The organism is Massilia sp. X63, from assembly GCF_041023745.1.
In the GTDB taxonomy this organism is placed as follows: Bacteria; Pseudomonadota; Gammaproteobacteria; order Burkholderiales; family Burkholderiaceae_D; genus Telluria.
On sequence record NZ_JBFTEF010000001.1, the window covers coordinates 880974 to 900992 of the forward strand.

At 68.3% G+C, this 20019-nt stretch carries 15 protein-coding genes and 2 tRNA genes; 9 read left to right on the plus strand and 8 right to left on the minus strand.

Annotated elements, in window-relative coordinates:
* Positions 1-24 precede the first annotated feature (24 nt).
* Positions 25-219: a protease inhibitor I42 family protein gene (locus AB3347_RS04130; protein ID WP_369090486.1), complete on the minus strand. Its 195-nt coding sequence runs from the start codon at positions 217-219 to the stop codon at positions 25-27.
* A 995-nt stretch (positions 220-1214) separates the two neighbouring features.
* Between AB3347_RS04130 and dnaQ the strand changes: the two genes are divergently transcribed.
* The 3 genes from dnaQ to AB3347_RS04145 all read left to right on the plus strand — a co-directional run bounded on the left by dnaQ (position 1215) and on the right by AB3347_RS04145 (position 2308).
* Positions 1215-1934, plus strand: coding sequence for a DNA polymerase III subunit epsilon (gene dnaQ / locus AB3347_RS04135; RefSeq protein ID WP_369090487.1), 720 nt, complete (start codon positions 1215-1217; stop codon positions 1932-1934).
* Positions 1935-1960: 26 nt separating this feature from the next.
* Positions 1961-2035, plus strand: a tRNA-Val gene (locus tag AB3347_RS04140).
* 198 nt (positions 2036-2233) lie between these two features.
* Positions 2234-2308: transfer RNA gene (locus AB3347_RS04145), tRNA-Val, on the plus strand.
* Positions 2309-2393: 85 nt separating this feature from the next.
* Here AB3347_RS04145 and AB3347_RS04150 read toward each other — a convergent pair.
* The 4 genes from AB3347_RS04150 to AB3347_RS04165 all read right to left on the minus strand — a co-directional run bounded on the left by AB3347_RS04150 (position 2394) and on the right by AB3347_RS04165 (position 5412).
* Complete coding sequence (locus tag AB3347_RS04150; RefSeq protein WP_369090488.1) at positions 2394-3002, minus strand: PEP-CTERM sorting domain-containing protein; 609 nt, start codon at positions 3000-3002, stop codon at positions 2394-2396.
* A gap of 59 nt (positions 3003-3061) precedes the next feature.
* Positions 3062-4087, minus strand: coding sequence for an AI-2E family transporter (locus tag AB3347_RS04155; protein WP_369090489.1), 1026 nt, complete (start codon positions 4085-4087; stop codon positions 3062-3064).
* Positions 4088-4108: 21 nt separating this feature from the next.
* Entirely contained in the window at positions 4109-4981 is an 873-nt protein-coding gene (htpX, locus tag AB3347_RS04160) for a protease HtpX (RefSeq protein ID WP_369090490.1), read from the minus strand.
* Positions 4982-5193: 212 nt separating this feature from the next.
* On the minus strand, positions 5194-5412 hold the full coding sequence (locus AB3347_RS04165; RefSeq protein WP_369090532.1) for a helix-turn-helix domain-containing protein: 219 nt from the start codon (positions 5410-5412) through the stop codon (positions 5194-5196).
* Positions 5413-5726: 314 nt separating this feature from the next.
* On the opposite strand from AB3347_RS04165, the gene AB3347_RS04170 reads away from it, so the two are divergent.
* Positions 5727-6710, plus strand: coding sequence for a diguanylate cyclase (locus tag AB3347_RS04170; protein ID WP_369090491.1), 984 nt, complete (start codon positions 5727-5729; stop codon positions 6708-6710).
* 7 nt (positions 6711-6717) lie between these two features.
* Here AB3347_RS04170 and AB3347_RS04175 read toward each other — a convergent pair whose 3' ends face one another.
* On the minus strand, positions 6718-7782 hold the full coding sequence (locus tag AB3347_RS04175) for an alpha/beta fold hydrolase (protein WP_369090492.1): 1065 nt from the start codon (positions 7780-7782) through the stop codon (positions 6718-6720).
* 282 nt (positions 7783-8064) lie between these two features.
* On the opposite strand from AB3347_RS04175, the gene AB3347_RS04180 reads away from it, so the two are divergent.
* Complete coding sequence (locus tag AB3347_RS04180) at positions 8065-10065, plus strand: MHYT domain-containing protein (RefSeq protein ID WP_369090493.1); 2001 nt, start codon at positions 8065-8067, stop codon at positions 10063-10065.
* Between the two features lie 36 nt (positions 10066-10101).
* Here AB3347_RS04180 and AB3347_RS04185 read toward each other — a convergent pair whose 3' ends face one another.
* The gene (locus tag AB3347_RS04185) at positions 10102-12180 is read right to left on the minus strand and encodes a diguanylate cyclase (protein WP_369090494.1); all 2079 of its coding nucleotides are present in this window, start codon (positions 12178-12180) and stop codon (positions 10102-10104) included.
* Positions 12181-12591: 411 nt separating this feature from the next.
* Here AB3347_RS04185 and AB3347_RS04190 point away from each other — a divergent pair, with 411 nt between their 5' ends.
* The 4 genes from AB3347_RS04190 (at position 12592) to cphA (ending at position 19120) form a co-directional block, all read left to right on the plus strand.
* Entirely contained in the window at positions 12592-13986 is a 1395-nt protein-coding gene (locus AB3347_RS04190) for an amino acid permease (protein WP_369090495.1), read from the plus strand.
* A 145-nt stretch (positions 13987-14131) separates the two neighbouring features.
* Positions 14132-14749: an isochorismatase family protein gene (locus AB3347_RS04195; protein WP_369090496.1), complete on the plus strand. Its 618-nt coding sequence runs from the start codon at positions 14132-14134 to the stop codon at positions 14747-14749.
* A 188-nt stretch (positions 14750-14937) separates the two neighbouring features.
* Entirely contained in the window at positions 14938-16401 is a 1464-nt protein-coding gene (locus AB3347_RS04200; protein ID WP_369090497.1) for an iron-containing redox enzyme family protein, read from the plus strand.
* A gap of 76 nt (positions 16402-16477) precedes the next feature.
* Entirely contained in the window at positions 16478-19120 is a 2643-nt protein-coding gene (cphA, locus tag AB3347_RS04205) for a cyanophycin synthetase (RefSeq protein WP_369090498.1), read from the plus strand.
* Between the two features lie 51 nt (positions 19121-19171).
* On the opposite strand, the gene AB3347_RS04210 is transcribed toward cphA, so the two are convergent.
* Positions 19172-19675, minus strand: a complete 504-nt coding sequence (locus AB3347_RS04210) for an outer membrane beta-barrel protein (protein WP_369090499.1) — start codon at positions 19673-19675, stop codon at positions 19172-19174.
* Positions 19676-20019: the final 344 nt, after the last annotated feature.

Below are 20019 nucleotides of genomic sequence, written 5' to 3' on the forward strand. Positions count from 1 at the left end.
GGGTCGGGCCGGCGCGGCGTCGCGCTATTTCCGGGCCTCGACCTTGATGGCGAGGCAAAACCGGCCCACCGTCGAGGCCTCGCCTTCCCAGGGGCGCCAGCGCCGCAGGACGATCCTGCCTTCACCCGGCTGTTTGCTCCGAAACACGAACTCGACATCTCCGCCGGAGCCGAGCGCCGGGTTCGCGTAGTCTGCGCTGGCGGCTGCAAGTTCGATCACGTCCGTAGTCAGGTGCGCGAGCTCCCAGCGCTAGCCGGACGCTGCGTTTTCGTGCAGCACGACCCGCAGCGCCTCGCCGGGATGCAGGGTCAGGCGCCGTCCATTGTCCCCGTTCGCGCACGGTCTCGGCATGGAACCCGTCCAGCTTGCCCTGGGTCGTGACGGCGGCCGAGAGGCTGTCGTCCACCAGCAGCCCGGCCAGGATCGGGCCTTGCGCCGCCAGCCACTGGCGCCAGCGGTTGAAGTTCTTCTTCAGGTCGAAGTACGAGGCGATGCGGTTCTGCGCGGCGATCGCATACAGGGCATTTTCGCTGTCCAGGTACATGGTGGTCTCGATATGGAAGGGCAGCGTCGATTCGGGCACCGCGCCGTACTTGCGCAGGATGTCGATGGCGGCCTTGAGCGTGGTGCCGGCTTCCTCGACGAAGGTCTCGGGGCGCGTGGTGAACTGGTCGGTTTCCTTGGAAGCCATCCAGACGTAGCGCGGCGAGAGCAGGCCCGGCTTGCCGATCTTCCCGCTGTTTACCATGTGGTAGCGCGCGATGCCGTCGGCCACCGCCCAGCCGACGCAGGAGCCGGTCCGCTCCTGGTCGCCGATGGTCCACCAGTCTTCGCGCAGGTCGACGCTGGCGGGCAGGGCGGCTGCCCGCGGGGCCGCCGCACTGGCGGCAAGCGCGTCTTCGAAGCGCCAGTTTCGCTCGGTATGACGCGATGGGAGCAGATTGCAGATGCGGTGTGTTTCCATTGGTGCCGGTGCCATGATGTGCTCCTTCCCTTCCAGCTTGCGCGGCGCTTGCGGGAAGCGGATACCTGGCGCGATCGTGCCGTGCGCAGGGGGGGCGTAGGGACTCCTTGTCTTGGACCCGCAGGCGTCCGGCCCGGCGCCCGCGCCGTCGCTGCGCGGCCCGGCTCGCGCAGTTGATAAACGTGTGGGCGGAGGCGCCGTTTGCTATACTGCGGCTTGCTTCAACTCAAAGGAAATTCGTCCTCCTGCCATGCGCCAGATCGTCCTCGACACCGAAACCACCGGCCTGAATCCCCGCACAGGCGACCGCATCATCGAGGTCGGCTGCGTCGAGATCGTCAACCGCAAACTGACCGGGAATAATTTTCACCGGTATATCAACCCTGAGCGCGATTCGGACGAGGCGGCGCTGGCGGTGCACGGCCTGACCACCGAGTTCCTGAGCGACAAGCCGAAGTTCCACGAGATCGCCGACGAGCTGCGCGCCTTCGTGCAGGGCGCCGAGATCATCATCCACAACGCACCCTTCGACCTGGGCTTCCTGAACCACGAGTTCCAGCGCCTCGGCCTGCCGCCCTTTACCGAGCATTGCGCCGGCGTGATCGATACCCTGGTGCAGGCCAAGGAACTGCATCCGGGCAAGCGCAACTCGCTGGATGCGCTGTGCGACCGCTACGAAATCTCGAATGCGCACCGCAAGCTGCACGGCGCGCTGCTCGATTCGGAGCTGCTGGCCGACGTGTACCTGGCGATGACGCGCGGCCAGAATTCGCTGACCATGGACGTGGCGGTAGAGGCCAGCGCCGGCGGCGAACTGCTGGATGCCGGCCCGCTGGGCGAGATCATCGTGCTCGCCGCCAGCCAGGACGAGCTGGCGGCGCACGACAAGCTGCTGGCCGACCTCGACAAGAGCGCGAAGGGCAGCTGCGTGTGGCGGAATTATTCTCCCGCAGAGGTGACGGCAGGATGATTCTGTGGCATAATACGCCTCGCTTCGGGAGGTTAGCTCAGGGGTAGAGCACTGCATTCACACTGCAGGGGTCGCAAGTTCGAAACTTGCACTTCCCACCAGATTCGAAAGGCCAGCTATATGCTGGCCTTTTTTTCATGTGCGCCCAGCGTGGGCGCACTCTTGCGGGTGCAAGTCCCGCCGCGAGCTGACCACAGTGAGCGAAGCGAAGCGCAACCGGCAAGCCGCGGGGTAGGCCGCGTCGCCAGGACAAGTGGATATTGATAAATCTCAATAATTAAGGCATAATACACGCCATCGGGAGGTTAGCTCAGGGGTAGAGCACTGCATTCACACTGCAGGGGTCGCAAGTTCGAAACTTGCACTTCCCACCAGGATTGAAGAAGGGCCCGCAAGCGCAAGCTTGCGGGCCCTTTTTGCTGTGCGCCCGGATGGCGGACTGGTTCCCTTGCCGGCCCGTCAGGCACGGCGGCGCGCGCCGAACAGGACCAGCGCGCCCAGGCCGAGCAGGGCGATGTTGTGCGGTTCCGGGACCGCTTGCGCCGCCGGTCCCGCCTGGCGCGCCTGCAGGTAGCCGGTGGCGCCGCTGCAGGACGGCGAACCTGGCCAGCCGCAGCCGGCGCCCGCCATGCCTGCGTCGCTGTTCGCATCCAGCACCGTGAACAGCGTCCCGACCGACTGCAGGACAATGTGGCTGTTCTGGTCGTTTGCGCGGATCCAGCCGCTCAGGAATCCACCGGTTTCGAAACGCAGGTTCAGGTCGAGTGCGCCCAGGCCGTAACGGAATTGCTGCTCCCGCGGCCGGTAATCCATTGCTTCGCTCAGGCCGGGAAAGGCGTAGTGGAACGCGATCAGGCCGAGATCGGGATAGGAGGGCGCCATGTCGAAGGACGGCAGCGAGAAGCTGAACGCGCCGCCGTCGACGGCGGCTTGGGTGAATTCGAGCCGCAGCGTGATGTCTTGCGGGGTGTTGCCGTCCAGCGGACGCCATTCGTAGATGACGCCGGCGTGGCCGGCAAGCGGAAGCAAGAGGCAGGCCGCAGCCGCCACCAGGGATGCGAGTTTCATCGGCGTCTCCAAAAATTGCGATTATTATCCAATTAGCAATTTCTTAGGCGCACGATTGACTAGGCCTTGTCCGGCTCCCCGCGCAGCCAGCTGAACAGCACCGCCATCATGAAGGGGCCCACGAACAGGCCGATCACCCCGAGTGTCGACACTCCGCCGAGCAGGCCGAACAGCACTGCCAGGAAGGGCAGGTTGACGCGGTGGCCGATCAGCTTGGGGCGGATGAACTTGTCGACCATGAACAGCTCCACCGCACCCCAGGTGAACAGGCCGAGGGCGGCGCCGGCATTGCCCTGGCCGAGCAGCAGCAGCGAGACCATGGTGAAGGACAGCGGCGCCCCACCCGGGATCAGGGCCAGGTAGCCGGTGATCACGCCCAGCATGGCCGGCGCCGGGGCGCCGGCGACGTAGTAGGCCACGCCCAGCACGATTCCCTCGAGCAGTGCGACCGAGCACAGGCCCAGGGCGGTGCCGCGCACCGACAGCGGCAGGATGCGGCGCAGCGTGCCGTAGTTGGCGGGCAGCAGGCGGCGGCCGGCGCTGTCGACGTACTGCACCACCGCCGGGCCGTGCAGGTAGAGCACGAACAGGGTCAGCAGGGTGAGGAACAGGTAGAGCGCGTTGGCCAGGATCGCCGAGCCCCAGAAGCGCGCGGCGCCGGTCAGGTGCGGCATGACATCGCCGAGCGTGGTCTGGATCAGGGCGTTGAGCCCGCCCGGCACGGCGAGGTGTTCGGTCCACCAGGCCAGGATGCGTTCGGACACCAGCGGCACGCGCGCCAGCCAGGCCGGCGCCGGCACGCCCACTTCGTTCAGCTCGGCCAGCAGGCGCTGCAGGCCGACCAGTTCGTTGCCCAGGGCCTTCACCAGCAGCAGCGAGGGGCCGAGGAAGCACAGGATCAGCGCTGCCAGCAGCACGGCCGCGCTGGCGGCGCGCGGCAGGCCGCGCGCCTGCAGGCGTTCGTGCAGCGGCCAGGTGATGACCGCCAGCAGGCCGGCCCAGGCCAGCGAACCGAGGAAATGCTGCAGGAGCAGCGCCAGCGCGATCGCGAACAACGCCGGCAGCACGAGTAACGAGTAGCGCATCCTGGCCCGGGCCTCTCGCTGTTACGCGTGCTGGAGCGCGGCGATGCGCTCCTCGCAGGACGGGTGGCTGCTGAACAGCGACATCACGCCGCCGCCGGCGATGCCCGCGGCCGCCATGTTCTTCGGTAGTGCGCCGGGGGCGAAACCGCCCAGGCGCGCCAGCGCGTCGATCATCGGGCGCGGCGTGCCCATGATCCGGGCGGCGCCGCGGTCGGCGCGGTACTCGCGCTGGCGCGAGAACCAGGCCACGATGATGCTGGCCAGGACGCCGAACAGGATGTCGCAGACGATCGCCGTGATCGTATAGGCGATGCCGGGACCGCTGCTGCTTTCCTCGTCCTTGCGCAGGAAGCTGTCGACCGCGTAGGCGACTACGCGCGCGAGGAAGATCACGAAGGTGTTCACCACGCCCTGGATCAGGGTCAGGGTCACCATGTCGCCGTTGGCGATGTGCGCCACTTCGTGCGCCAGCACCGCTTCGACTTCGTCCTGCGTCATCGAGGCCAGCAGGCCGGTGGAGACCGCGACCAGCGAGGCGTTCCTGGTGGCGCCGGTGGCAAAGGCGTTCGGTTCCCCCTCATAGACCGCGACTTCCGGCATCGCGATGCCGGCGCGCTGGGCCTGGGCGGCGACGGTGTTCAGCAGCCAGGCTTCGGTGGCGTTCGACGGCTGCTGGATCACGCGCGCGCCGGTCGACCACTTGGCCATCGGCTTGCTGATCAGGAGCGAGATGAAGGCGCCGCCGAAGCCGATCAGGGCGGCGAAGCCGAGCAGGGCGCCGAGGTTCAGGCCGTTGGCGGTGAGGAAGCGGTTGACGCCCAGCAGGCTGGCCGAGATGCCCAGCACCAGCATGATGGCGAGGTTGGTCGCGATGAGAAGGACGATGCGTTTCATGGTTCCGGTGTGCGTTGATCGAAGGCGGCAGTACAACGCGGCCGCACGGGCCGCATCTGCTCATCCATAAGGATAATGCACCCGGGTGGTCCGGGAAAAGCGAAGAATTCAGAAACATTACTTCAGAAAAGCGGAAGCAATGGCGGCGCCCCGTGCCGGCCGGCCCAGCGGGCGCCCGGAACAGGCGCCAGGAGGGGCGCCTGCGGAGCTGCTCAGCCGTGCAGGTCGTCGTCCTTGAGGGTGCCGTTGACGTACAGGCGCAGCAGGATGGCGACCGGCGGCGGGATCACGACGCCGGTTTCGAAGCGGCTGCCGCTGGACTGGGTGACGCCGAAGCGGCTCCAGAATTTTTCCTGGCTCTCGCGCTTGCGGATGCGCAGGCGGCGCAGCTCGTGCGGCGCGGCCGGCCAGGGTGCGCCCTGAAGCGGCATGTCCGCCGCCATGCCGATCTCGGCCGTGTCGATACCGAATTCCTCGTCCATCATCTTGCCAGCCATTGATTGTTCCTTCCGTTCGCCCATGTGAACACGCTCGCTTGCAGCCCGGCGGACTGCACCAAAGACTTGATCGTAGCCGGAAAGATATGCCCCAAGGCTCACGAAAAATCACGGCCATGCACTTTTTGTAAATGGACCTTTCGCTACAGGACGCAAGCCGTGACGCAGGGCGCGCAAGGGCGATTCCCGGCCCAAACTCGGTTATGATGTGTAGTTTCTTTCTGACATCATCTAGAAGCGACCGGGCGATGAACTTCAAGACCGAACCTGCCAGTGCCGCCGGCGCCTTCGCAGCGCGCGCGCTCAACCTCGTGAACTGCGGCCTGATCGTGCTCGATGCTGCCCAGGAAATCGTGCTGTGGAACGGCTGGATGGTGCCGCGCTCCGGCTATGCCGCCGCCCGCGTGCGCGAGCGGCCCCTGTTCGAGGTGTTTCCCGAACTGCGCGGCTCGCGGGTCGAATCGGCGGTGCTGGCCGCGCTCACCGAAGACAGCGCCACCGCGATCCCGGCCTCCAGCGGCAGGTCGCCGTTCCCGCTGCGCGAGGCCGGCAGCTTCGACGGCGCCCGCATCGAGCAGGCGGTCAGCGTGACGCCCTTCAGCGAAGGTGGCGAGCGCTACTGCCTGATCGAGATCCGCGACGTCAGCGGCGCCGTGGACCGCGAACGGCGCCTGCTCGACCACGCCGAATCGCTGCGCGCGCGTTCCTACGTGGACGGCCTGACCGGCATCGCCAACCGCCGCCAGTTCGACGTCGCTCTCGACCGCGAACTGCGCCGCGCCCAGCGCAACGGCGGCGTGCTGTCGCTGCTGCTGATGGACATCGATTCCTTCAAGGCCTACAACGACCACTTCGGCCACCAGCAGGGCGACGCCTGCCTGACCACGGTGGCGCGGGCGCTGGCCGCCATGTGCAAGCGCCCGGCCGACGTCGCGGCGCGCTACGGCGGCGAAGAGTTCGCGGCGATCCTGCCGGACACCACGGCCGAGCAGGCGCGCGCCCATGCGAACGCGATCCGCGAACACATCGCGTCGCTGAACCTGCCGCATGCGCCGGCCGCGCTGCGGCCCCATGTGACCCTGAGCATCGGCGTGGCCGCCTTCGCGAACGGCCGCCTGGACCAGCCGGCGCAGCTGATCGAAGCAGCCGACCAGGCCCTGTATGCGGCCAAGCGCGGCGGGCGCGACCGGGTGGTGGTCGACGGCGACCAGTCCGCGCCGGCGCTGCCCTAGCGGGGTCTCAGTCGACCAGCGGCGCCGCTTTCTCGCGCAGCAGCGCAAGCTGGGCGCGCAGCATGGTCGGGTTCTGGTCGTGGCCGGTGCGCGGCAGCAGCACGAATTCCTTGTGCGGCGCCTTGAGCCCATCGAACCAGCGGCGCGCCACTTCCGGCACCGTCACCAGGTCGTGCTCGCCCTGCAGCAGGAACACCGGGATCGGGAAGTCCGGGCCCGCGCGGTACAGGTCGAGCGTGGCCTGCATGCCCTGGCCGCGGATGCCGACGAACTGCAGCCACGAGAAGTCTTCTCCGCGTTCGTAGTCCGCCAGGTCGGCGGCGCCGGCGTAGCGCGGCGCGCGCGTGAAATAGTCCGGCGGCGCCGGCTCGGCCAGCTTGCCCTCGTAGATGCGGGTGGCGCGCCGCAGGATGCCGGGTGCGCGCGGATTGGTCCAGGGTGGGGCGCCGATTGCTGCGAGCGCCGCCACGGTGGGGGCGTCGCCGGCGGCGCGCGCCAGGTCCAGGGTCTTGCGGTAGCTCGCCATCGACCCCTCGGCATGGCTTACCATCTGCCCGGCGCCGACATAGGCGCCGAACAGGCCGGGGCGCAGCCTGGCCATGTGCACCGCCAGCGCCGAACCCCATGAGCCGCCGAACAGGATCACCCGGCGCTTGCCGAGGCGCTGCGCGGTCCAGGCCGCGAAGTCGACGCCGTCGGCCGCCAGCAGGCCGACCGAGAGCAGCTGTTCGGTGGTGTCGGGCGCCACCGGGTTGCGGGTAAAGCTGCGGCCGGCGCCGCGCTGGTCCCAGGTCGCCAGCGTAAAGTGTTTTTCCCAACCGGCATACAGTCCGTCCAGGTAGGGCGAGAGCGGATTGCCCGGGCCGCCGTGCACGACCAGGAGCACCGGATTGCGGCAGTCGTCTCCCTTCAGGACCACCCACTGGGCGATGCCGCCGATCGTGAGGTAGCGTTCCTCGCGCACGGGCTGGCCCGCTGCGCAGGCGGGCGCCCCGGGTGCGGCGGCCATCGCGGCCATGGCCGGCATCAGGAGGGCAAGGGCGGAGAGCAGGACACGTGCAAGGCGGCGCATGGCGGAACCCCGAAGTGGCAATCTGGACAATATAACACCGGTTTCATTCCCTGCAACAATGTGGTGGGGATGCAGCGGGGCGTGCACCACGCCTTCCCCGATCCTGTAGAATTGCCCTATAGTAACTTGTGAGGCCGCCTGGCGGCGCCGCGCCCGTCACGGTCCGGTCCTGGCAGATCCGCTGGCGCGCTGTCCGGCCCGCCTCGTGTACACTCGGAAGCGCCGGGATCGCGGCTGCTGGGCAACCCTCCCGCGGACACGAAGGAACCTGCACCCACCCCTATGCTGATCGGCCATTACGAACCCACGCTGGTGCTGCTCTCGGTCCTGGCCGCGATCTTCGCGTCCTATACGGCCCTGAGCCTGGCGATGCGGGTCAAGGAAGCGCAGGGCCAGGCGCCGCACGCCTGGATGGCCGGCGGCGCCTTTGCGATGGGCAGCGGGATCTGGGCGATGCACTTCATCGGCATGCTGGCCTTCCGCCTGCCGATGCCGCTGGCCTACGACCCCCTGATCACCTTCGTTTCCTGGCTGCTGCCGGTGCTGGTTTCCGGACTGGCCCTGTGGCAGCTGCGCCATCGCGAGCTGCGTGGCCGGCACCTGGCCTGGGGCGCGCTGTTGATGGGACTGGGCATCAATGCCATGCACTACACCGGCATGGCCGGCATGCGCATGGATCCGCCGATCAGCTACGATCCCTGGCTGTTCCTGGCCTCGGTCGCGATTGCCATCGGCGCTTCCGCCGGCGCGCTCTGGATCGGCTTCCGACTCAATGCGCAATGTCCCGGTTCGGTGCCGCATCCGCGCCTGGCCCAGCTCGGCGCCGCCGTGGTAATGGGCGGCGCCATCGCGGGCATGCACTATACCGGCATGGCTGCGGCGCGCTTCCATCCTGCCAGCGTCTGCCGCGCCGCCGGCGGCGGCGTCAACCAGGATCACCTGGCGCTGCTGGTCGCGGTGGCGGCCTTCGCGGTGCTCGGCATCGCGCTGTTGGCCGCTGTGTTCGACACCCGGCTGGCCGCGCGCAACCGCAGCCTGGCGGCCTCGCTGGAGACCGCGGCCGAGCGCCAGGAACTCTATCTGCGCGAGCAGAAGGCGCGGGTCGAGGCCGAGCACCTGAGCCAGCTGAAGGACGAATTCCTGGCCACCCTCTCGCACGAGCTGCGCACGCCGCTGAATGCGATGCTGGGCTGGTCGCAACTTCTGCTGCAGGGCGCGCGCGACGAGGCGATGCTGCGCCGCGGCCTGGAAACCATCGAACGCAATGCGCGCGCCCAGGCCCAGCTGATCGAGGACATGCTCGACATGAGCCGCCTGATCGCCGGCAAGGTCAGGGTCGAAGCGAGGCTGGTGCCGCCGGCCGAATTCGTCAACGCCGCGCTGGAAACGGCGCGCCCGGCGGCGATCGGCAAGCAGATCCAGCTGGTGGCCGAGGTCGACTACGACGCCGGGGCGGTGCTGGGCGACCCGGGCCGCATGCAGCAGGTCATGAGCAACCTGGTCTCGAATGCGATCAAGTTCACCGAACCGGGCGGGCGGGTCGCCGTCAGCGTGCGGCGCGAGGGGAGCGAGGTGGCGATCGACGTGGCCGATTCGGGCATCGGCATCGATCCGGACTTCCTGCCCTATGTGTTCGACCGCTTCCGCCAGGCCGATTCCTCGTCCGCGCGGCGCCACGGCGGCCTCGGGCTGGGCCTGTCGATCGCGCGCCAGCTGGCCGAGCTGCAGGGCGGCGCCATCACGGTGGCAAGCGCCGGCGTCGGGCGCGGCGCCACCTTTACGGTGCACCTGCCGATCCGGCAGGGCGACGCAGCGGCCGCGCCGGCGCCGTTGCCGGCGGGCGCGTCGGTGCAGGACGACGGACGCGCGTCCGGCGGCAGCCTGGCCGGCCTGACGGTGCTGGTGGTCGACGACGAGCCCGATTCGCTGGAACTGGTGCAGCAGGTGCTGTCCGAGACCGGCGCCCGGATCCTGAGCGCCGTGAGCGCCGGCGACGCCCTGCGCCTGGCCGGGCAGCAGCCGCTCGATCTCTTGATCAGCGATATCGGCATGCCCCTGGTCGACGGCTTCGAACTGATCCGGCGCATCCGTGCCGGGCGCGACGGCGCGGCGGCGCGGGTGCCGGCGATCGCCCTGACGGCGTTCTCGCGCCGCGAAGACCAGCAGCGCGCGCTGGAAGCGGGCTTCGACGAATACCTGGCCAAGCCCTTGCGGCCGGCGCTGCTGTTGCAGACGGTGACGGGGATGCTGGGGCGCGTTGCGCTCAGCCGCAGCCAGGCCTGAGGCGCGCGGTCGGCGGCGGCGCCGGCGCCGGCAGGTTTACGGCGCCGGCTGCCAGTGCAGGTCCGGCAGCACCAGGTGCAGCCGCAGGTCGCGCTCGGCGCCGGCGCCATGGGCGGCAGCAGGCGCGTCGGCGCCCTCCAGGCCTTCCACGATGAAGCCGCGGTTACGGCCGCTTTCCTTGCCCTTGTAGAGCGCGCGGTCGGCCAGCGCGATCGCCTGTTCCCAGCCGAAGCCCGGGCTTGCGCCGGGCGTGGCGTCGGCCTGCAGCGAGACCGCGCCGGCGGTGGCGCTCACCTGCAGCGCAGTGCCGTCCTCCAGCACCACCGGCGCCGCCGCGATCGCGTTCAGGATGCGCTGCACCAGCAGCGGACGCTGGGCGTCGCTCACGCCCTGCGAATACACCAGGAATTCCTCGCCGCCCCAGCGCAGCACCATGTCGGTTTCGCGCACCACCCCGTTCAGGCGCCGGCCCACCTCGACCAGCACCGCGTCGCCGGCGCTGTGGCCGTGCTGGTCGTTGATGCGCTTGAAATGGTCGATGTCGAGCAGGGTGAAGCAGTCGCCGGCGCCCGCCGCCGGACGGCGCTCGCGCATCCGGTCCGCCAGCGAGCGGCGGTTGTACAGGCCGGTGAGCGGGTCGTGCGCGGAACGGTAGGCCAGTTCGGCATTCAGTTCGGCCAGGCGGCGGCCGCTGGCCTGCGACCTGCGGTACAGCATGAAGACAAAGCCGGACAGTACCAGCGCCAGCAAGGCGCCAAGCGAGGCCAGCGCCAGGCGCAGGTTGCGGTTGTGGATCTCGGCGTCCTTGACGGCGTTCTCCTGGCGCAGGCGCTCGATCTGGGCGGCGCGCTCCTTGGCGTTGAACTGTTCCTGCAGGGCCGCGAACGCCTTGTTGCGGCTGTCGGCCGCCAGGGTCTGCTGGATCTGCTCGCGCTCGCGCACGGCGCGCAATGCCTGCCGGTGCAAGCCGGCGCGTTCCAGCGCCTCGCTCTTCTCGCCCAGGATGTTGGACACCGCCAGCATGGCGCCGGCCTTGCGCAGCTCCTGCGCGGTGCGGTCGATGTAGACCGAGCCCTCCGCCATGCGGCCCTGGCCGAACAGGGCGAAGCCCAGGTTGGCGTAGACCATCTGGATGATGCTCTGGTCGCTGACCTGTTCGGCCGGGGCGATGGCGGCGCGCGCGGCGCGCTCCGCCTCCACGTAGCGCCGGTTGCGCAGCCAGGCGTCGGCGACGTTGCCCCGCACGTTGGCCTCGATCCAGCGCAGGTCGTGGCGGCGCGCCAGCACCAGCGCGCGCTCGAAGGCCGCATGCGCCTGCGGCAGCTGGTTCAGGGCGACGTAGGCGCGCCCGTCCATGAAGTACATCAGGGCTTCCACCCGCGGCGGCAGCGCGCCGTTGGCGCCGCCGGCATGCGCTTCCCGGTAGGCGCGGGTGGTCTCGAGCGCCTTGACGGTGTTGCCGCTGTTGACGTACAGGCGCGCCAGCGCCAGGCGCAGATCGGCTTCGCGCGGACTCCACAGGGTCGGATTGCGCTGCACCAGTTCCAGCGCGCGCAGGTAGTGGGCGAGGGCGCGGTCGTGCTGGCCGGTGGTGTTGTAGATCGCCCCGTAGGCGACCTCGGCATTGGCCTCGAATTCGGTGTTGCCGAGAGCGAGGTACTGGCTGTTGAGCGATTCCAGCATTGCCATCGCGGCGGCCGGATCGTTGTCGTTGAGGCGCTTGTAGACCCGTCCCAGGCTGGCCAGCGCGACCCTTGGGGCGTCACGCTCGGCGCCGGCAAGCCGGATGATGCGTTCGTCCACCGCATAGGCTTCCCCCAGCTGGCCGGCATCGCTGTGGATGCGCCGCAGCAGGCCCAGGTACTCGATCTGCACCGCATACGGCGCGCCCCGGGTGAAGCTGGCGGCTTGTTCCAGCAACTGGTCGCGCGCCGCGGGATTGCTGCGTTCCGCCAGCTGGGCCAGCTCGCGCAGGCGCAGCTGCGCGGCCGGCGGCGCGCCCTCGGCCGCCAGCGCACCGGGCTGGCCGGCCGCTGCGGCAAGCGCCAGCAGCAGGGCTGGCGCGGCCTTGCGCCATGCGCCGATCGCCGCTCGGGATGCCTGTGAAGTCGTCATCGTGCTCAGCTGCTGCAAGGAGGGAAGGGCGCGGCAGGGAGGCCGGGTAGCTCGGCGCCGCTTCCATGCGGCAACTGTTCGATTATGTTCTGTTGATTTACGGAAATCAAGCTGAAGGAAAGCAGGGCGATCAATACACAACGAACGTGGCTTTTTGATTGAAACAAAGGAATTATTCGAGTTTCATCACTTTACTTTGATTCCGGACAACAATCTGGTGATAATGTCGCGTCTGCAGCTTGCGAAGACCGCTTGCGGAGGCAGGCAGGCTGGAAGTAAATAAGGCGACAGTCGGTTCACGGGTCTGGCATGCGGTTGACCGGCCGGATGGCGAGCGCACGACCGCGGCATACCATGCAGCGGCGGACAAAAGACGCGGAACCAAACTATTTTTTGATTGGAGAACAAGTAGTGAGTCTTTTCAGAACCAAAAATCTCGACACAATGGTAGCGGCGGCGCAAAAGCCCGGCGGCCTGAAGAAAGTGCTGGGTCCGTTCGACCTGGTCCTGATGGGCATCGGCGCCATCGTCGGCACCGGTATCTTCGTGCTGACCGGCACCGGCGCCGTCACCGCCGGCCCGGCCCTGACCCTCTCCTTCATCATCGCCGCGATCGCCTGCGGCTTCGCCGCCCTCTGCTATGCCGAATTCGCGTCGAGCGTGCCGGTGGCCGGTTCGATCTACACCTACAGCTATTTCACCCTGGGCGAGATCGTCGCCTGGATGATCGGCTGGGACCTGCTGCTGGAGTACGGCCTGGCCACCTCGGCGGTCGCGGTGGGCTGGTCGGGCTACTTCCAGTCGCTGCTCAAGGGCATCGGCGTGGTGCTGCCGGAAGCGCTGCGCGCGGCCCCGGGCGCACAGCCGGGCGTGGCCACCATCTTCAACCTGCCGGCCTTCGTCATCATGATGTGCCTGACCTTCCTGCTCTCGCTCGGCGTGCGTGAATCGGCGCGCCTGAACAACGTCATGGTGCTGATCAAGACCGGCGTCGTGCTCCTGTTCATCGTGGTCGGCGTCAACTACGTCAAGCCGGAAAACTGGCAGCCCTTCATGCCCTTCGGCGCCGGCAGCGTGCTGAGCGCCGCGGCGCTGGTGTTCTTCGCCTTCATCGGCTTCGACGCCGTGACCTCGGCCGCCGAGGAGGTCAAGAACCCGTCGCGCGACCTGCCGATCGGCATCATCGGCTCGCTCGGCGTGTGCACGGTGCTGTATGTGGCCGTGGCCGCCATCATGACCGGCATCGTGCCGTTCATGGACTTCAAGGGCGTCGACCATCCGGTCTCGCTGGCGCTGCAGGTGGCGGGCCAGGACTGGGTCGCCGGCTTCGTCGACCTGGCCGCCATCCTGGGCATGAGCACCGTGATCCTGGTGATGGCCTACGGCCAGACCCGCATCCTGTTCGCCATGTCGCGCGACGGCCTGCTGCCGGCCAAGCTGTCCGAAGTGCACCCGAAATACGGCACCCCGTACTTCGCCACCTGGATGGTCGGCATCATCTTCGGCCTGATCGCCGCGATGGTGCCGCTCGACGTGCTGGCCGAACTGGTCAACATCGGCACCCTGGCCGCGTTCTCGCTGGTCTCGCTGGCCGTGATCATCCTGCGCAAGAAGCGTCCGGACCTGCACCGCGCCTTCCGCTGCCCGGGCGTGCCGGTGATCCCGGCGCTGGCCATCATCTTCTGCCTGGTCCTGATGTCCTTCCTGAGCTGGCATACCTGGCTGGCCTTCGGCATCTGGCTGCTGATCGGCCTGGCAGTGTACTTCCTGTACGCCCGCCAGCGCTCGCTGCTGAACCAGCAGTAAGCGCCCGCCGCCGCGCAGCCCTGCGCGGCCCGAACGACGCCCGGTTCCCGCAAGGAAGCCGGGCGTTTTGCGTGGCGCCGCCGGTTTTGGCGACAGCATGCTAAGCTAGGCCTTCGATTCGCCAACCCGCAAGGAGCAAGCTTCCATGAGCGCCATCGTGCTCGGCAAGGGCGACGCCCTGCTGATCGTCGACCTGCAGAACGACTTCCTGCCCGGCGGCCGCCTGGCCGTCCCGCGCGGCGACCTCGTCGTCGACCCGATCAACGCACTCATCGCGCTGTACCACGGCCGCGGGCTGCCCATCTACGCCTCGCGCGACTGGCATCCCGAGGATCACTGCTCGTTCACGGCCCAGGGCGGGCCGTGGCCGCCGCACTGCGTGGCGCGGACCGAAGGCGCGGCCTTCAGCCGGGCGCTGCGCCTGCCCGCCGATGCCGTGGTGGTCTCGAAGGCCGTGAGCGCGGCCGAGGATGCCTATTCCGCCTTCAACGGCACCGGCCTGGCGCGCAGCATGCTGGCCGAAGGCGTCACCCGGCTGGCAGTGTGCGGCCTGGCCACCGACTACTGCGTCCTGAACACGGTGCTCGACGGGATTGCGGCCGGCTTCGAGGTCTTGCTGGTGGCGCAAGCCATCCGCGCGGTGGAGGTGACGCCGGGCGACGGCGACCGCGCGATCACCCGCATGCTTGCCGCCGGCGCGGTGCCGGTCCGGCTGTCCGCCGGCCGCCTGGTGGCCGACGCCGAACTCGGGGCCCGGCTCTAGCGACCGCGCCGACGGCATCGACGCAAGGGCGGTTTCTTGACCATCTGGTCAGATTTTGCCTGTCCCGGAATTGTACTTTTGTAATCCCTTTCTTACATACTCACAGCGCTGCTACCGATTCTGTGTACATGGACCAGCCCGGATAATGTTGCCATCGTCCTACCAGACCAACAATACGATCCGAGACCATGAATTCGATGCTGTTAGCAGACGCGACCACCACCGCCACCAGCGGCGCGGCGCCCAGCGCACGCGCTACCTGCGAGTGCGCCCGGCGCCTGTACTTTTCGCTGTACGACAATCCGGGCCCCCACCAGGACCAAGCCCGTGCCTATGTCGCCGACCAGATCGCCGCCGTGCAGGCGCTGCCGAGCGACCTGCCGTCCAGCCTGGACGCGCTGCCGGCCTGGGTCGAGGAGCGTACCGACGCCGTCGGCCAGCAATACCGCGACTACCTGGCGGCGCGCAAGAACGGCGCACCGCGCCGCTACTTCACATGCCGCGCGCATGCCCTGTACTTCATCAAGGCGGTCGCGCCGACCAAGCTGGTCGATGGCGCCTGGCTGTACGGCCTGCTCAAGCAGTGGGACAACCCGGCCTACCATGAGCTGATCAAGACCTATATCGAGGAGCTCGGCGAGGGCGCGCCCAGCAAGAACCATGTGACGATCTACCGCAAGCTGCTGGCCACCCACGGCTGCGAGGGCTGGGAGCAGCTCGACGACGCGCATTTCGTGCAGGGCGCGCTCCAGCTGGCGCTCGGCCACGACGCCGAGCACTTCCTGCCCGAAGTCATCGGCTACAACCTCGGCTACGAGCAGCTGCCGCTGCACCTCCTGATCACCGCCTACGAGCTGAACGAATTCGGCATCGACCCGTATTACTTCACGCTGCACGTCACGGTCGACAATGCCGCCAGCGGCCACGCCCAGAAGGCGGTGCAGGCCCTGAACAAGCTGATGCCGCGCGTGGGCGACCGCGACGCCTTCTACCGCCGGGTGCTGGACGGCTACCGCCTGAACGACATCGGCGCCAGCACCACCTCATGCATCGCCGAGTTCGACCTGCACGAAGAACTGGTGAACATCCTCGCGGCCAAGAGCGGCGTCGGCAAGAACATGCATTCCGACTACTGCCGCGTCGCGGGGCGCTCGGTCAACGACTGGCTGGGCAACCCGACGCAGATCCCGGACTTCCTGGCGGCGCTGGAAAAGGCCGGCTGGATCAAGCGTGGCGAAGAAGTCGAGCACAGCCGCTTCTGGCGCCTGGTGCACGGCGAGAAGGCCGAGATGTTCGGCGTCTTCAGCGCCTACGAGCAGCAGGTGCTGCGCGACTGGATCACCGCAGCGCCGGACGGCGCGCGCGCCGACGGTCCGCGCGCGCTGACCTGGCGCGCGCGCCAGCGCACGCTGGACAACCTGGGCGAGCATGCCGAGCGCAGCGCGCACTTCCCCGAGCGCGGCCTGATCCGGCGCCACCCGCGCCTGGAGGCGCCCGACAACGAGCTGCGCCTGCTCGAGGAACAGGTGGCAGCCTGCGCCGGCAAGCAGGAGGCGATGGAACTGCTGGGCGCTTTGATGGCGCCGGAGATCCACCACACGGCGGTGGGCTTGATGGCCACCCGCATGTACACGCGCCTGTTCGAAGCCTGAGCCGGCAGCGCGGACCGATATTTCCACATGCCGGGCAGATGCCCGGCATGACTACAACGACGACAAGGATCTATTCGTGCAAATCCTGGAACAACGTTTCCTGCGTGGACCCAACGTCCACGCCGATTCACCCTGCCTGCTGAGCGTGATCGACCTGCAGGACCTGTACGGCATCTCTTCCAAGGACATCCCCGGCTTCAACGACGCACTGCTGGCCGCGCTGCCCTCGCTGGGCGGCCAACTACTGCCGACCGGCCAGCGCGGCGGCTTCGCCCAGCGCCTGCGCGAAGGCACCTACCTCGGGCGCGTCATCGAGCAGCTGACGCTCGAGCTGCAGACCCAGGCCGCCCTGGGGGCAGGTTCGCCGGTCAGCTACGGCCGCACCCGCCCGGTTTCCGGCCGGCCCGGCGTGTTCCGCATCGTCTGCGCCTATCAATCCGAAAAACTGGTGCAGCCGGCCTTCGAGCTGGCGCTGGAACTGGTCGCCGCCCTGGCCCGCGGCGAGCGCTTCGATCTCGCCCCGCGCCTGGACGAACTGCGTGCGGTCGGCGCGCGCCACGCCATCGGCACCAGCACCGCGGCCGTGCTGGCGGCGGCGCACGAGCGCGGCATCCCGACCCAGCGCATCAGCGAGGACGCCAACCTGTTCCTGCTGGGCTGGGGCGTCAAGCAGAAGCGGCTGCAGGCCACCACCACCGGCGACACCAGCTTCATCGCGGTGAAGATCGCCGGCGACAAGCAGCTGACCAAGACCCTGCTCAAGGAAGCCGGGGTGCCGGTGCCGGAAGGTTCGGTCGTCACCAGCGTGGAAGACGCGCAGCGGGCCGCTTCGCGCATGAACGCGCCGGTGACGCTCAAGCCGCTCGACGGCAACCAGGGCAAGGGCGTGACCGTCGACTGCCGCACGCCGGACGAGCTGGCGCGCGCCTTCGCGTTCGCGCGCCAGCATGGACGCCGCATCATCGTCGAGCGTTTCGTCGAAGGGCGCGACTACCGCGTGCTGGTGGCGGGCGGCCAGGTGGCCGCGGCCTCGCTGCGCCGTCCGGCGCATGTGGTGGGCGACGGCGTCGCCACCATCCGCGAACTGGTTGAGCGCGAGAACGCCAACCCGGCGCGCGGCGCCGGCCACGCCAACATCCTCACCAGGATCTCGCTCGACGACCATGCCGCCGACGTGCTGCGCAAGCAGGGCTTCGACGTCGACAGCATCCTGCCGGTGGGCGTGAGCGCCGAACTGCGCGGCAATGCCAACCTGTCCACCGGCGGCACCGCCGAGGACGTGACCGCGCTGCTGCCGGAATCGACCCGCCTGCTGTGCGTGCGCGCGGCAAGCAAGATCGGCCTGGACGTGGCCGGCATCGACATCGTCTGCCGCGACATCGCGCTGCCGCTCGACGCCCAGCGCGGCGCCGTCATCGAAGTCAATGCCGCACCCGGCATCCGCATGCACCAGTACCCGAGCAGCGGCGAACCGGTCGATGCCGGCGACGCCATCGTGCAGGGCCTGATGGGCGATTCGGACGGGCGTATCCCGACCATCGCGATCACCGGCACCAACGGCAAGACCACCACCACGCTCCTGATCGGGCACACGGTGCGGCTGGCCGGCAAGGTGGCCGGCGTGACCACCACCGAAGGCGTGTTCATCGACGGCAAGCAGGTCGCCAAGGGCGACTGCACCGGCTACTGGTCGGCGCGCACGGTGCTCGGCTCGCCCGACGTCGAGGTGGCGGTGCTGGAAACGGCGCGCGGCGGCATCCTCAAGCGCGGCCTGGCCTTCGACCGTTGCGACGTCGGCGTGGTGCTGAACATCGCGGCCGATCACCTCGGCCTGGACGGCGTCGACACGGTGGAAGACCTGGCCCAGGTCAAGGCGGTGGTGGCCACTTCCGCTTCCCGCGCGGTGGTGCTCAATGCCGAGGATCGGCTGTGCGTGGCCATGGGCCGGCGCGCCAAGCCGGAAGCGGAGATCGTGTACTTCTCGATGGACCCGGAGAACCCGGTGTTCCTGAGCCACCTGGAAGAAGGCGGGCGCGGCGTCTACCTGCAGGACAATGCAGTGGTGGTCGCGGACGGCCACCTGCACCAGGAGCTGCTGCGGGTCGAAAGCATGCCGGTGGCCTTCGGCGGGCGCGCCCGCTTCAACATCGCCAACAGCCTGGCCGCCGCCGCGGCCCTGATGGCCTCGGGCTTCAGCAACATGCAGATCGCCACCGGCCTGTCGACCTTCGTGTCGAACGGGCGCACCAATCCGCTGCGCACCAACATGTTCGACATCCGCGGCGTGACCGTGATCGTCGACTACGCCCACAATCCGGCCGCCTACAAGGCCATGGCCGAGATGGCGCGCGCGCTGCTCCCGGCGCAGCTGGTCGGCATCGTCACCGCGCCGGGCGACCGCCGCGACGACGACCTGCGCGAGGTCGGCCGCGTGTGCGGCGCGCGGTTCGACGAACTGGTGGTCTACGAGTCCCAGAGCCGCGGCCGCGAAGTGGGCGAGGCGGTCGACCTGATCCTTGACGGCGCCGAGGAAGCGGCCGGCCTGAGCGATACCCTGCACCGGGTGATCGAGGTGGGCGAGGCGATCCGCCACGGCCTGTCGCTGTGTCGTCCGGGCGACGTGCTGGTGTTTGCCTGCGGCTCCTCGCTGCAGGTGTTCGTGGATGCGCTGCGGGTCGACGATCCGGAAAGCGCGGACTTGATCGCGGCGCAGGTCTGAGTCGCACCGAAAAAAAGAAGCGGCCCGCGGGCCGCTTCTTTCATGGCGGGCTCAGAACAGGAACTGCAGCGCCAGGGTCCAGACGTTCGGCTTGAGGGCGTCCGGCTTGGCCCGCGGCAGGCGTTCGAGTTCGAGCGTGACGGCGGCGTTCGGGGTGATCGAATACTGCAGGCCGAAAGCGCCGTAGGCGCCGGTCTCGGACTTCTTGCCGATCGCGGTGGGAAGCGGCGCCGGCAGGGCCGGGCGGCGGGTCTGGGCCACGCCCACCTTGCCGTAGGCCGAGAGTTTCTCGCTCAAGGGCAGGCTGGGCTTGACGGCGATGTACATGCCGTAGCCGTTCTTCAGGTCGACGGCGCCGCCCTCGAGCGCGAGCTGGGGCTTGAGCTGGTAGCCGGCGAACACCTTCGGGCTGGCCTTGGTGGCGGCGCCGACGTAGTCGACCGCGGACACGCCGACGCCGGCGTAAGCCTGCGGCAGGCTGCGCGCGGTTTCGGCGGCATGGGCGGCGCCGGCGGCGAACAGCACTGCGAACAACACGGCCAACACTTTATGCATACCTTTTCCTTCCGAATTCATGCCGGTCCACTGTCGTGAGGAGCGGGCCGGGTTTACGGATGAGCAAGGTAACAGTAGAAGGGAGACGTGAAAATGCCAAATTGTAACGAAATGCAAAACTTGCGACGATTAATGGTCAGGTTTTCATCGGTTTAAGACCTGCTTAAGAAAAACGCCCCGCGCAGGGTAATGCCGTTCAGTTAAGACTGAACGGCATTTTTATTTTGTCGTTGTAAACGCGCGGCAACGCTGTTAACCTTCGTCGCCATGTTCGACGACACTCTACATTTCCTGGCGAATCACCTCGAGGCTCCCGACTGGGCAAGGTTGGGAGAGCATCTGCC

Coding starts and splice junctions, on each gene's coding strand:
- dnaQ (WP_369090487.1), top strand. CDS start 1,215: ATGCGCCAGATCGTCCTCGACACCGAAACCACCGGCCTGAATCCCCGC.
- AB3347_RS04150 (WP_369090488.1), bottom strand. CDS start 3,002: ATGAAACTCGCATCCCTGGTGGCGGCTGCGGCCTGCCTCTTGCTTCCG.
- AB3347_RS04155 (WP_369090489.1), bottom strand. CDS start 4,087: ATGCGCTACTCGTTACTCGTGCTGCCGGCGTTGTTCGCGATCGCGCTG.
- htpX (WP_369090490.1), bottom strand. CDS start 4,981: ATGAAACGCATCGTCCTTCTCATCGCGACCAACCTCGCCATCATGCTG.
- AB3347_RS04165 (WP_369090532.1), bottom strand. CDS start 5,412: ATGCCGCTTCAGGGCGCACCCTGGCCGGCCGCGCCGCACGAGCTGCGC.
- AB3347_RS04170 (WP_369090491.1), top strand. CDS start 5,727: ATGAACTTCAAGACCGAACCTGCCAGTGCCGCCGGCGCCTTCGCAGCG.
- AB3347_RS04175 (WP_369090492.1), bottom strand. CDS start 7,782: ATGCGCCGCCTTGCACGTGTCCTGCTCTCCGCCCTTGCCCTCCTGATG.
- AB3347_RS04180 (WP_369090493.1), top strand. CDS start 8,065: ATGCTGATCGGCCATTACGAACCCACGCTGGTGCTGCTCTCGGTCCTG.
- AB3347_RS04185 (WP_369090494.1), bottom strand. CDS start 12,180: ATGACGACTTCACAGGCATCCCGAGCGGCGATCGGCGCATGGCGCAAG.
- AB3347_RS04195 (WP_369090496.1), top strand. CDS start 14,132: ATGAGCGCCATCGTGCTCGGCAAGGGCGACGCCCTGCTGATCGTCGAC.
- AB3347_RS04200 (WP_369090497.1), top strand. CDS start 14,938: ATGAATTCGATGCTGTTAGCAGACGCGACCACCACCGCCACCAGCGGC.
- AB3347_RS04210 (WP_369090499.1), bottom strand. CDS start 19,675: ATGCATAAAGTGTTGGCCGTGTTGTTCGCAGTGCTGTTCGCCGCCGGC.